This window comes from Pseudomonas sp. Z3-8 (assembly GCF_051131975.1).
GTDB lineage: Bacteria > Pseudomonadota > Gammaproteobacteria > Pseudomonadales > Pseudomonadaceae > Aquipseudomonas.
This window is the reverse complement of sequence record NZ_CP071643.1, coordinates 5,323,901-5,336,072: the sequence shown is the minus strand read 5'-3', so window position 1 is coordinate 5,336,072 and position 12,172 is coordinate 5,323,901. Positions and strand designations below refer to the sequence as shown.

The following is a 12,172-nucleotide window of genomic DNA, read 5'->3' as shown; positions in this document are numbered from 1 at the left end:
GACTCAACTGTTCATGGGGCGGTTCTGGCTGAGGTCGAATCGCTCCATGCGTTTTTTTTCCAATCGCCTGTTTATCAATACTCGCTGCCCGTCGAGTATCGTCTTGTTCAACCTCAGGTAGGCTTTTCGCTGGACTATCCTGGCTGAGTGTTTTTCCCAAGTCCAGAACAGGAAGTTGGTTCTCTTCATGTAGGCGTTCAGCTCAAGTTTGAAGACGGCAATATTGAGAAGGCCTCGCGCGTCGTAGCGGGCCGGAACAACTTGGAAGCTATCCCCTGAAGCGCTCTCCCGGTCAAAAGAGACGAGCGCCGGACTGTTGGTTTTCAAACTGTCGAGCGTGTCGATCATGGCATTTCCTTGCCGCGTATCGCTCATCGCGCTTGCGCTCTCGACCAGGAAGTCCGCCACAGAGCCCGTAAGGACATGTTGTGTGCGGGTAAATATCGCGTCCGCATAGATTGACCATCCAATAGCCCTTAACACACCGATGTATCTTTCAAGCCATCGTTCTGTGTCGTAATAACGATTGTACCTTTCGTCAGCAATGAGAATCGCGAAGTTGTCGCAATCTGCAATGTCGTCGTGCTCTGACAGGGGAAGCGTCTCGATGTATGAAAACAGGCTGGGGCCCGTTATCAGTCCGGTAAGTGTTTTGTTGGTCACGTGTTTCATCCGTAAAGTTTAATGGGTTGCTGTATGAATACAGCAACCGATGCGGACTTCAAGTGGGCCGGACAGTCGTTTGGAGACCAAATGTTTTCAGCCCGTCGGCAAGCGCCGAACATGTTGTAATCGTTTGTGGTTTGTTGTTGGTTTGGAAAGTAACTAGATTTTAGGCTTGTCCGCAGGAGCGGCCATTAACATAACCAAGGAAGAAGGTATGAAACTGTTCGAAAGTAATGTCAGTATCGAAAAAAGTATTGAATCCATTGTTGCGCGTATCGACAGGCGCAAGACCTCGGTAACAGCCCGGGTCCGTGTGCGCAGGTCCGTCGCGCAGTCGCAGGACAACCCCACCAAGGAACTGGATGCGCTGATGCTGGGCGATGCGCTGGTGGGTTATGGCAATAACATGTCGCTCGGCAACATGGCGATCATGGAAAACCTGATGACCATGGCAATCATGGAGGCCAATTACGAGGTTCCCGCCGGCAAGAATTCTCGCGAGTGGTATGAGGCGTTCATCAAATGCCTGGTGGACCTCGGGTGTTTCGTGCCGGACAGTGGCTACACCCGTTACTCCGAGAATTCCGTGCAGGTGGACCTGGACCTGGTGATCAAGGATATCGTCAAAGGGATCATTGATGGCGTGAAGGCCAGTTTCCCGGCAGCGACGGTGCTGGGCTCCGTGGTGACCACCACGATCGATGGCCTGAAGCAGGACGAGAAAACCATCAAACTCTTCCAGAGCCAGGCCAAGACCTTCGATGGCGCGCGCCTCTCCTTTATCCCATGTGAGCAACTGGCCAACGGAATCCTGATTGCTTCTGCGGCGTCTATAAAGCAATCCGGCTCTTCAAACAATGGCGGTGTTCTTTTCGTGAACTGGCGGGCCTCGGCGCGGGAATTTTTCCGTGGCAAGTCGTTCGTGACCTTCAACCCGGCCCGCTATGAAGCGTTCAGGGAGCAGATCGAGGAGTACCTGGGTGAGCATCGCAAAGAGGTATTGAGCGCAAGGTTCAGCCGGCGCAAGCGCGGATAAACGGCTATGGGGCCAGATACCCTTTTACTCCAGTAAAAATGATCTGCGCCGCCAGCGCGCAGACAAACAGCCCCATCAGGCGGCTGACGATCTGCAGGCCCTGGTCGCCGAGGATCCGTTCGATGCGGCTGGACAGGTAAAGCACGACGCCAACGGTGAAGCTGGCCAGGGCGATGCTGATGATCGCCATGAGCTTGTCGTCCCAGTGCGGCTGGCTTACGCCCATCACCAGCAGGGCACCGATGGTGCCGGGGCCGACAGTCAACGGAATGGTCAGCGGGACGATGGTCACGTCCTGCTGGACATTGTCGGTCTGTACCGCCGATTTGCCCTGGGCCATGCCCAGCGCCGAAATGAACAGCACGCTGCCGGCGCCGATACGGAATGCATCCACGGTGATGCCGAACACGCTGAAGATGACCCGCCCGAACAGATAGAGCAATACGCTGGATACCAGCGTCGCGGTCGCGACCTTCCAGGCCAGCCGACGTTGCTCCTTGCGCGAATAGCCGCGGGTGAGGCTGATAAAACACGACAGCACGAAGAACGGGCTATAAAGCACCAGCATTTTCAGGTAAACGCTGAACAGCACATGGAGCATGGTAGAGGCTCAAGGCGGAGGAGGACGACGGGAGTCTATCAGGGGTTTTGGTGCCTGTCGGCTCAGGACGTCTGCGCCGTACGGTTCTGTTGGTCGCGCTGGGCCACCCAATGCTCGATCAGCTCGCGCAACTGCGACAGCTCCACCGGCTTGGCCATATGTCCGTCCATCCCGGCCTGGCGCGCGCGTTCCTTGTGTTCGGCCAGGATGTGCGCCGTCAGCGCGACCACCGGGGTGCGGGTCCGTTGGTTGCCGACTTCCCAGGCGCGTAACTGCTGGGTGGCGGAGAAACCGTCGAGTATCGGCATCTCGCAATCCATCAGGACCAGGTCGTAGCGCTGCTCCTTCATGGCCTTGAGGGCTTCTTCGCCATTGCTGGCGGTATCGGGTTGCAGGTTGAGCTTGCCAAGCATGCCGCGGATGACTTTGGTGGAGATGCTGTTGTCTTCGGCTACCAGAATACGAAAGTCGCTGGGCACTTTCACCGGCAGGAGAGGGCCGGCATTCACCGGTGCAGTCGGGGCCTGGCCTTTGTTGCGCTGGTTGAGTTCGTCCGCCAGGGTGGTCTTGAGCGTATAACCGGCGACAGGTTTGGCGAGGATGCGCTTGACGCCACTGTTGCGCGCCACGATCTTGCTCGGCGCGTTGCTGATGCCGGTGAGCATGATCAACAGGATGTCGTGGTTCAGGCTCGGGTCTTCCTTGATCTTGGCCGCCAATTGCGTGCCGGTCATGCCGGGCATGTTCTGGTCCAGCAGCACCACGTCGAAATAATCGCGCAGGTGCGCCTTGGTGCGCAGCAGCGCCAGGGCTTCCTTGCCCGATGGCACCGCGCTGACGTTCAGGCCCCAGGCGCTGCATTGTTGCACCAGTACTTTGCGGCAGGTGTCGTTGTCGTCGACGACCAATACCCGCGCCCCTTGCAGCGGGCTGTCGAGATCGGAAGTCGGGTGTTCGAGACGGTCGGGGTCCAGAGGCAAGGTCAGCCACAAGGTGCTGCCCTGGCTGCTTCCACTCTTGATGCCGAACTCGCCATGCATCAGCATGATCAACTGGCGGGCGATGACCAGGCCCAGGTTGCCCCCCAGCCGCGTGGCGGAGAGAAAATTCTTGCTGTGCAGCTCGGCGTGCATCAGCGTGTCGCGCTCCTCGGCGTCCATGGGCGAACCACTGTCCTGCACCGCGATACGCAGGCGTGGCTGGTTGCTGCGTTCATCAAGGGCGACGACGATCAGCACTTCGCCCTCGTCGGTTTTCTTCAGGGCATTTTCCAGCAGGCTCAGCAGGGCCTGGCGAAGCCGCGTCGGATCACCACTGATGACGCGTGGCACCTGGGGCTGGATAAAACTGATCAGCTCGACATTCTGCTGTTCAGCCTTGGCGCGGAAGATACTCAAGCAGTCCTCGATCAGCGCATTCAGGTCGAATTGCACATCGTCCAGCTCGATCTGGCCCGATTCGAGACGGGATATATCGAGAATTTCGTTGATCAGTGTGAGCAGTTCGTTGCCGGCGCTGTGGATCGTCTGCACGTAGTCACGCTGCTTGACCGACAATGGCGTGCCCAGCAGCAACTCGGTCATGCCCAGCACGCCGTTCATGGGGGTGCGGATCTCATGGCTGATCTTGGCCAGGAACTCGGCCTTGGCGTTGATCTCGGCGTTGCTTGCCGCCAGGTCGCGGCTGATGCTGAAGCGGCTCTCGTTGATCGACCGCTGGCGTTCGCCCAGCGCGACGCTCATCAACAGGCCGCTGATGCAGATGAAGACCAGCAGCGTGACGATCAGGCCTTGCGGCGCGACTTCCGTCAGCCCTTGCAAGGCCGGGAGGATGATCAGCGTGCCGAGGTTGAACACCACCATGGCGGCGACGAACAGGCGTGCCGGGCGGTAGCCTTTCTGCCAGTGCCAGGCGCTGACGAACAACATGCTCAGCCCGGCCAGCGCCACCAGTGCATAGGTGATGATGTTGAGCGGCAGCGTGTTGACGAACAACAGCAGCAGGCTGCATAGCACGATGAAGACAATTTCCCCCACCAGCAGCCGGTTCAGCGGATGCTCGCCCAGCGGCGCGAAGAAACGAAAAGCGAACATCAAGCCGCAGGGCGCGGTCAGCAACAGCGCCAGGTACGCTCCCGGCGTCTGGATCGCCGGCCAGTCAGGCAGCCAGGCCCCGGCCAGGTTCAGCAACAGGATCAGGCTGAGCATCAGCAACCCTTCACAGGCTGCCAGCCACAGGCAACTGCGCGAGCGGGTATAGGCGTAACGGGTGAGGTTGTGCAGGATCAACATGGCGATGCAGCCGAACAGCAGGCCGTAGATCAGCGTCTGGTTCTGGTTGGCCGCCGCCGTTATGGCTGGTTGCAATGTGACGTAGGGGCGCAGTTCGTACCGTGAGGCCAATCGCAGGTAAACGTCGAGGGGCTTGTCGCTGCGCGGCAGTGCCAGCATGAGATCACTGCTGGGAGCGGACTGTCCGGTATCTGGCGAGGCATTGCCACTGATCTGTTGATCAATCAGCGTATCGCCGTCCAGCACATAAAGATTCAGGCGCGACAGGTCTGGGGCAAAGATGCGCAGAATCTGTTCATGCCGGTCAGGCGCCAGCCGGAAACGCAGCCATAATGCTCCGCCGGGTTCGGCCGCCTTGAGGTGGTCCAGGTCTATCGGGCTGAATTGATTGGTGTAGCGGGCAGAGCGGATGTCGCTGAGCTTCAGGTTACCCTGTTCGTCGAGCAATATCGCCCAACCACTGCCTGGCGCGGCCTGGGCCGGGTACATGCAGAGCAGCGTCAGCAGGGTAACGGTGAAGCCTATGGCAATCCTGAGCCAGCGCACGGCGAAATCCCTTCATAGGTTGATGCCAGATTATAACTATGCGCGGCGCCCCGGCAGCCAGGCAAGGGCCATGGGCCTCTGCCTGGCTGAACGGCCGGGTTATTCCTGGTTTTCGCCACGCTCACGGGCAATGGCTCGGTAGCCAATGTCGTTGCGGTAGAAACAACCTTCCCAATCAATCTGCGCGGCAAGCCGGTAGGCCTGCTGCTGGGCCGCATCGACACTGGCGCCCATGGCCGTGGCGCAAAGCACGCGACCACCGGCGGTGACCACCTGTCCATCCTTCAATGCCGTGCCAGCGTGGAACACCTTGCCTTCCAATTGCGCGGCGGCGTCCAGGCCCTTGATGGCGCTGCCCTTGGCATAGTCGCCTGGATATCCACCCGCCGCCAACACTACGCCAACGCTTGGACGCGGATCCCATTGGGCTTCAACCTTGTCCAGCGCCTGGGCCAGGGCCGCTTCGACCAGCAGCACCAGGCTCGATTGCAGGCGCAGCATCACCGGCTGGGTCTCAGGATCGCCGAAACGGCAGTTGAATTCGATGACTTTCGGGTTACCTGCCTTGTCGATCATCAGGCCGGCGTAGAGGAAACCGGTGTAGACGTTGCCTTCCTCGGTCATGCCGCGCACGGTCGGCCAGATCACCTGGTCCATCACGCGCTGGTGTACCTCGGCGGTGACTACCGGAGCGGGGGAGTAGGCGCCCATGCCGCCGGTGTTCGGGCCGCTGTCGCCGTCGCCGACACGTTTGTGGTCCTGGCTGGTGGCCATCGGCAAGACATTCTTGCCGTCGACCATGACGATGAAACTGGCTTCCTCGCCATCGAGGAATTCTTCGATGACAACCCTCGATCCGGCGTCACCAAAGGCGTTGCCGGCGAGCATGTCACGCACGGCATCTTCGGCTTCGGCCAGGGTCATGGCAACGATCACGCCTTTGCCGGCGGCCAGGCCGTCGGCCTTGATCACGATCGGTGCGCCTTTTTCGCGCAGGTAAGCCAGTGCCGGTTCGATTTCGGTGAAGTTCTGGTAGTCGGCGGTCGGGATCTTGTGACGCGCCAGGAAATCCTTGGTAAACGCTTTCGAACCTTCCAGCTGTGCGGCCCCGGCGGTCGGGCCGAAGCAGTCCAGGCCGCGAGAGCGGAACAGGTCGACCACGCCAGCGACCAGCGGCACTTCCGGGCCGACGATAGTCAGCGAGACATTCTTCTCGGCGAAGTCGGCCAGTTGTTCCAGGGCCAGCACGTCGATGGCAACGTTTTCGCACTTGGCTTCGATGGCGGTGCCGGCATTGCCCGGTGCGACAAAGACCTTCTGCACGCGCGGATCCTGAGCCACTTTCCAGGCCAGGGCATGTTCGCGGCCACCGCTGCCAATGATCAAAACATTCATTTCAAAAACCTCAAATTCTGTAAGGCGCCGCTGGGGCGCTTTATGTGGGAGCGAGCCTGCTCGCGAAAGCGGTGTGTCAGCCAACATCAACGTCGCTGGCAGATTGCATTCGCGAGCAGGCTCGCTCCCACATTTCGATCAGGTTGGATCAGTGACGGAAGTGGCGCATGCCCGTGAAGACCATCGCGATTCCGGCTTCATCAGCCGCGGCAATCACTTCAGCGTCACGCATCGAACCACCCGGCTGGATCACCGCCGTGATGCCGACCTTGGCTGCGTTGTCGATGCCATCGCGGAACGGGAAGAACGCATCGGAGGCCATGACGGCGCCCTGTACTTGCAAACCGGCGTGCTCAGCCTTGATCGCAGCAATGCGAGCCGAGTTGACGCGGCTCATCTGGCCGGCGCCGACACCGATGGTCTGGCGGTTCTTGGCGTAGACGATGGCGTTGGACTTGACGTACTTGGCGACTTTCCAGGCGAAGATCAGATCGTTGATTTCATGCTCGCTCGGCGCGCGCTGGGTCACGACCTTGAGGTCCTCGCTGCCGATCATGCCGATATCGCGGCTCTGGACCAGCAGGCCGCCATTGACGCGCTTGTAGTCCCAGGCCGGCGCACGGTCGGCCGACCACTGACCGCAGGCCAGCAGGCGCACGTTGGCCTTGGCGGCAACAATGGCGCGGGCTTCTTCGCTGACGGAAGGGGCAATGATCACTTCGACGAACTGGCGCTCGACGATGGCCTTGGCGGTCTCGGCGTCCAGCTCGCGGTTAAAGGCGATGATGCCGCCGAAGGCCGACTCGGTATCGGTGGCGTAGGCCAGTTCGTAGGCCTGGCGGATGCCGCCCTCGGCGTCCGGGCTTACCGCGACGCCGCATGGGTTGGCGTGCTTGACGATCACGCAGGCTGGCTTGACGAAGCTTTTCACACATTCCAGCGCGGCGTCGGTGTCGGCCACGTTGTTGAACGACAGTTCCTTGCCCTGCAATTGGGTCGCGGTGGCAATGCCGACTTCGGCTGGCTTGGCTTCCACGTAGAACGCCGCGCTCTGGTGCGGGTTCTCGCCGTAGCGCATTTCCTGGGCCTTGATGAACTGGGTGTTGAAGGTGCGCGGGAATTCGCTGCGGCCTTCGGTGCTCAGGGTCTCGGCCGCCTGGTTCACGGTGCCCATGTAGTTGGCGATCATGCCGTCGTAGGCGGCGGTGTGTTCGAAGGCCTTGAGCATCAGATCGAAGCGCTGGGCGTACGTCAGGCCACCGGCCTTGAGGTTTTCCAGGACGCCGGCGTAGTCGCTGGCATTGACGACAATGGCCACGTCCTTATGGTTCTTGGCCGCCGAGCGGACCATGGTCGGGCCACCGATGTCGATGTTCTCGATGGCGGTCGGCAGGTCGCAGCCGGGCTTGTTGATGGTTGCTTCGAACGGGTAGAGGTTGACCGCCACCAGATCAATCGGATTGATGCCGTGTTCGTTCATGATGGCGTCATCAATGCCGCGACGACCGAGGATCCCGCCGTGGATCTTCGGGTGCAGGGTCTTGACCCGACCGTCCATCATTTCCGCGAAGCCGGTGTAGTCCGCAACTTCCACTGCGGCGACGCCGTTGTCCTGCAGCAACTTGAAGGTCCCGCCGGTCGAGAGGATCTCGACGCCCAGCTGTTGCAGCTCGCGGGCGAATTCAAGGATCCCGGTCTTGTCGGAGACGCTGATCAAGGCGCGGCGGATCGGCAGGCGGGTGGTCTGGTCGGTCATTTCAATTTCCATCAAAAGCAAGGGAAGTCAGCAAAAAAGGCGACCGTTTTTTACGCGGGCGCCTTTCTGGTTTGATTGAATGCTTACAGCAGATCGTACTGCTTGAGTTTCTTGCGCAGGGTGCCGCGATTCAGGCCCAGCAGCTCACTGGCCTTGGTCTGGTTGCCCTTGACGTAGTTCATCACGCTCTCGAGCAGCGGCGCCTCGACTTCGGAAAGCACCAGGTTGTACACATCCGTGACGGCAGCGCCCTCAAGGTGGGCGAAATAATTGTGCAGCGCCTTCTCGACGCTCCCGCGAAGGGTCTGGCCTTCTTCGCTGGGCGTGTTGAGGTGCTGTTTCAAATTCACGTTGTCGCTCACGGGTGTTATTCCACTCACTAAAGTCTCGGTCATCATCGTCATGCGGCCACCCCTTCGTCCCCTGTCAGGCTCTTGTAACGTTCGGCGAAAAACGCCTGAACGTCGGCGCATTGTGCTTGCGTACCATCCAAACGATTGAAACGGGCGCGAAACTCCCTGGCGCCCGGCAGGGTTGCGAGATACCAGCCCACATGCTTGCGAGCGATGCGTACGCCCATGACTTCGCCATAGAAGGCGTGCAGCGCGGCCAGATGCTCTAGCAGAATACGTTCCACCTCGGACAATTGCGGCGCAGCGAGCTTTTCACCGGTGCGCAGGAAATGTTCGATCTCACGAAAAATCCATGGCCGCCCCTGGGCGGCCCGGCCGATCAACAGGCCGTCGGCACCGGTCGCGTCCAGCACGTACCGGGCCTTTTCGGGCGAATCGACATCGCCGTTGGCAAACACCGGAATGGACACCGCCTGCTTGATCGCGGCAATGGTGTCGTACTCGGCTTCGCCGGTGTACAGGTCGGCACGGGTGCGGCCATGCACCGCCAGCGCCGTGATACCTGCCTGTTCGGCGATCTTTGCCACCGTCAGGCCGTTCTTGTTGTCCCGGTCCCAGCCGGTGCGGATCTTCAGGGTCACCGGCACATCGACTGCGGCGACAACCGCCTGCAGGATCTCGGTGACCAGGGCTTCATCCTTCAACAGCGCCGAGCCTGCGGCCTTGTTACAGACCTTCTTCGCCGGGCAGCCCATGTTGATGTCAATGATCTGCGCCCCCAGCTCGACGTTTGCCCGGGCCGCCTCCGCCAGCATCTGTGCGTCACCACCGGCGATCTGTACCGAGCGGGGCTCGGGATCGCCTTCGTGAATCATGCGCAGACGCGATTTGCGGGTGTTCCACAGACTCATGTCGCTGGTGACCATTTCCGAGACCACGAGACCGGCGCCCAATCGTTTGCACAACTGACGAAAGGGCTGATCGGTAACGCCCGCCATTGGGGCGAGGACCAGACCGTTCTGCAATGTATATGGGCCGATGCGTACCGCCGACATAGGACTTCCCTGAAGTGGGGCCGGATCATGAGACTTCGAAAAAGGGTTGGCATGATACCCGCTCTCGATGACTGGATAAAGGTCGAATTGGATAAAATCTGAACAGCTATTCTGTTATCGCCAGCGGTTTGGTCTGGGTGGGTCGAGTCAGAAAGCTGCCGTCAATCAATCGGCCCTGACGGCTTCATTCGGGTGAATGAAAGCTCAGGCTGTAGTTCACCGCTTTCGGCCCCGGATCGAGGATATCCAGGGCGATATGGATCGGCGTCTGCGGCGGCATTTCCCCCCGGCCTTCGAGATCGCCGCCCAGGTACTCGCCTGGCTTGAAGCGACGGCTGGCGATCAGGTGACCGTTGAGGTCGGCAAAACGCAACTCCAGCAGCGGGAATGGCTGGGAGAAGGGCGCACGATTGTAGATGATCGCATCCACCACCAGGGCGCCGCTGAATTCCGGATGGCTGCGCACCACCAGGTTGCTGCTCTTGATCTTGGCGATATCGACCTTGGACGGGACATCGCAGCCGATGACCGGGCAGATTTGCAGGAACCACGGACGGTACTGGTCCTGGCGGGCCAGTTCTTCGAAATGGTAGGCGATGTACTGGCCGGCCAGCGCTGCCGCGCCGAGCAATATCAACAGGCTCCAGAGCAGGCGACGGCCCCAGGGCGAGCGGCGTTTGCGCCAGTCCAGTTGCAACGGATCGTCGTCCAGGTCCTGCAGGGCTTCGGCGCGTATCCCCGGCTCATGGCGCTCGCGCTTCTTGCGCGGTGTTGCCGCAGGCTCCGGTTCGTCATCCAGGTCATCGGTAGCGGACAGGCGCTCAAGGTGTTCGTGCGGCTCGTCGTCCGGCGTGAGGCTGAGCGGGGCGACGGGTTCGTCGTCCGGCTCCAGGGGCTCAAGGGCCAGGGACAAGGAAGGTTCGGTCCGTGGCGGCCGGGCGGGCTCATGAGGCTCGAACGGCTCGACCGGCATTTGCAGAGCGCCTTCGGCGCGCTCGTCGGGGGCTTCGCTATAGAGGCTGTCGGACCAGGTTTCCTGTTCCTGCGGAAGCTGCTCGCGCTGGGCGCTCAGGTTGTCTTCGCGACGCCGGCCGCAGCTGTCCGGGGCGCGCTTTTCGAGGCGCTCCAGACGCGCCAGCTCCTTGTCCAGGTCATCAAGGTCGAGCTCGGCGGCACTCCATTGTTTCTGGCTGATGGCGCGGGGCGGCGGTGTATCGACGGCTGGCGCGGCGAGCGGCGCGAGTGGGGGCGCAACGGTCTTGGCCGTGCGCTGCTCGAGCAATTGTCGCGCGGCGTTGAACACCTGCAGGCACGAGCCGCAGCGAACCACCCCGCGTGCCACGCTCAATTGAGCATGGCTGACACGAAAACTGGTGTGGCAATGCGGGCACTGGGTGACGAAGCTGTCGGTCATGCGGCAATCCGGTCGATACAGGCGGCCATTCTAGCGCCGACGTCCAGTGATGCGCACCCAGCCATCGCGATTGGCAATCGGGTCCAGGTCGAAATTCCCGGCATAGGCGGCGGCGACTTCTTCGCCCTGTTCCGCCAGGATGCCCGACAGCGCCAGGCGTCCGCCCGGCTTGACCAGGCTGGACAGCTGCGGTGCCAGCGACACCAGCGGGCCGGCGAGGATGTTGGCCACCAGTACGTCGGCCTGTACTTGGGGCAGGTCTTGGGGCAGATACAGCGGGAAAAGTGCCTCGGCAATGTTGTTGCGTCCGGCGTTGTCGCGGGACGCTTCCAGGGCCTGGACATCGATGTCGGTGCCGACCGCTTCCTTGGCGCCCAGCAGCAGCGCGGCAATGGCCAGGATCCCCGAACCGCAGCCGAAGTCCAGTACGTGGCAGTTCTTCAGGTCCTGGCCGTCGAGCCACTCCAGGCACAGCGCGGTAGTCGGGTGCGTGCCGGTGCCGAACGCCAGGCCCGGGTCCAGCAGCAGGTTGACCGCGTCCGGCTCCGGTGCGGCATGCCAGCTCGGCACGATCCACAAGCGCTGGCCGAAGCGCATCGGCTGGAAGTTATCCATCCAGCTGCGTTCCCAATCCTGGTCCTCGATCACTTCGCTGTGGTGCTCGGGTAGCGGGCCGCCGGTCAGCAGCTCCAGGTGAGCAAGCACGCTGGTGGCTTCGGTGCCACCCTCGAACAGGGCCAGCAGATGGGTGTGAGACCACAGCGGGGTGGTGTTGAGTTCCGGCTCGAAGATCGGCTGGTCTTCGGCATCCATGAAGGTGACCGAAACGGCGCCAACTTCAAGAAAGGCGTCTTCATAGGTTTCGGCTTGTTCCGGGCTGATGGCCAGACGTACTTGCAGCCAAGGCATGGCGGGCACCTTTGGAAAATGATGATTGCAGCCTAGCGGCCAGCGAAGCGCGCAAGTTTACGCGAGCGCAAAGCTTTTGTGGGAGGGTTTGCGAAACCTGCAGGAACGACAAAGCCGCCCGAAGGCGGCTTTGTCTGGTGCGGGTTGAAG

10 protein-coding genes are annotated in these 12,172 nt (G+C 61.0%); 1 reads left to right on the top strand and 9 read right to left on the bottom strand.

What is annotated here, in order from left to right:
* Positions 1-3: 3 nt before the first annotated feature.
* Positions 4-663: a hypothetical protein gene (locus tag J3P94_RS24345; protein WP_434569943.1), complete on the bottom strand. Its 660-nt coding sequence runs from the start codon at positions 661-663 to the stop codon at positions 4-6.
* A gap of 217 nt (positions 664-880) precedes the next feature.
* Here J3P94_RS24345 and J3P94_RS24340 point away from each other — a divergent pair, with 217 nt between their 5' ends.
* Complete coding sequence (locus J3P94_RS24340; protein ID WP_434569942.1) at positions 881-1,702, top strand: hypothetical protein; 822 nt, start codon at positions 881-883, stop codon at positions 1,700-1,702.
* Positions 1,703-1,706: 4 nt separating this feature from the next.
* On the opposite strand, the gene J3P94_RS24335 is transcribed toward J3P94_RS24340, so the two are convergent.
* The 8 genes from J3P94_RS24335 to prmA form a co-directional block, all read right to left on the bottom strand.
* Positions 1,707-2,303: a MarC family protein gene (locus J3P94_RS24335; RefSeq protein WP_039593516.1), complete on the bottom strand. Its 597-nt coding sequence runs from the start codon at positions 2,301-2,303 to the stop codon at positions 1,707-1,709.
* Between the two features lie 62 nt (positions 2,304-2,365).
* Complete coding sequence (locus tag J3P94_RS24330; RefSeq protein WP_434569941.1) at positions 2,366-5,140, bottom strand: response regulator; 2,775 nt, start codon at positions 5,138-5,140, stop codon at positions 2,366-2,368.
* Between the two features lie 99 nt (positions 5,141-5,239).
* Positions 5,240-6,535 carry a phosphoribosylamine--glycine ligase gene (gene purD / locus J3P94_RS24325; protein WP_434569940.1) on the bottom strand — a complete coding sequence of 432 codons (1,296 nt, stop codon included), beginning with the start codon at positions 6,533-6,535 and terminating at the stop codon, positions 5,240-5,242.
* Positions 6,536-6,683: 148 nt separating this feature from the next.
* On the bottom strand, positions 6,684-8,291 hold the full coding sequence (gene purH / locus J3P94_RS24320) for a bifunctional phosphoribosylaminoimidazolecarboxamide formyltransferase/IMP cyclohydrolase (RefSeq protein ID WP_434569939.1): 1,608 nt from the start codon (positions 8,289-8,291) through the stop codon (positions 6,684-6,686).
* 83 nt (positions 8,292-8,374) lie between these two features.
* On the bottom strand, positions 8,375-8,695 hold the full coding sequence (gene fis, locus J3P94_RS24315; protein ID WP_025211617.1) for a DNA-binding transcriptional regulator Fis: 321 nt from the start codon (positions 8,693-8,695) through the stop codon (positions 8,375-8,377).
* Positions 8,692-9,699: a tRNA dihydrouridine synthase DusB gene (dusB, locus tag J3P94_RS24310; RefSeq protein WP_434569938.1), complete on the bottom strand. Its 1,008-nt coding sequence runs from the start codon at positions 9,697-9,699 to the stop codon at positions 8,692-8,694. The genes fis and dusB overlap by 4 nt, the downstream gene beginning before the upstream one ends.
* Before the next feature lie 184 nt (positions 9,700-9,883).
* Complete coding sequence (locus J3P94_RS24305) at positions 9,884-11,113, bottom strand: DUF3426 domain-containing protein (RefSeq protein WP_434569937.1); 1,230 nt, start codon at positions 11,111-11,113, stop codon at positions 9,884-9,886.
* Positions 11,114-11,143: 30 nt separating this feature from the next.
* Positions 11,144-12,022: a 50S ribosomal protein L11 methyltransferase gene (prmA, locus tag J3P94_RS24300; RefSeq protein ID WP_434569936.1), complete on the bottom strand. Its 879-nt coding sequence runs from the start codon at positions 12,020-12,022 to the stop codon at positions 11,144-11,146.
* Between the last annotated feature and the right edge of the window lie 150 nt (positions 12,023-12,172).

Excerpts from the sequence above, each read along its gene's own strand:
- fis (WP_025211617.1), bottom strand. The coding sequence starts at position 8,695 with ATGACGATGATGACCGAGACTTTAGTGAGTGGAATAACACCCGTGAGC.
- purD (WP_434569940.1), bottom strand. The coding sequence starts at position 6,535 with ATGAATGTTTTGATCATTGGCAGCGGTGGCCGCGAACATGCCCTGGCC.
- prmA (WP_434569936.1), bottom strand. The coding sequence starts at position 12,022 with ATGCCTTGGCTGCAAGTACGTCTGGCCATCAGCCCGGAACAAGCCGAA.
- dusB (WP_434569938.1), bottom strand. The coding sequence starts at position 9,699 with ATGTCGGCGGTACGCATCGGCCCATATACATTGCAGAACGGTCTGGTC.
- J3P94_RS24305 (WP_434569937.1), bottom strand. The coding sequence starts at position 11,113 with ATGACCGACAGCTTCGTCACCCAGTGCCCGCATTGCCACACCAGTTTT.
- purH (WP_434569939.1), bottom strand. The coding sequence starts at position 8,291 with ATGACCGACCAGACCACCCGCCTGCCGATCCGCCGCGCCTTGATCAGC.
- J3P94_RS24335 (WP_039593516.1), bottom strand. The coding sequence starts at position 2,303 with ATGCTCCATGTGCTGTTCAGCGTTTACCTGAAAATGCTGGTGCTTTAT.
- J3P94_RS24340 (WP_434569942.1), top strand. The coding sequence starts at position 881 with ATGAAACTGTTCGAAAGTAATGTCAGTATCGAAAAAAGTATTGAATCC.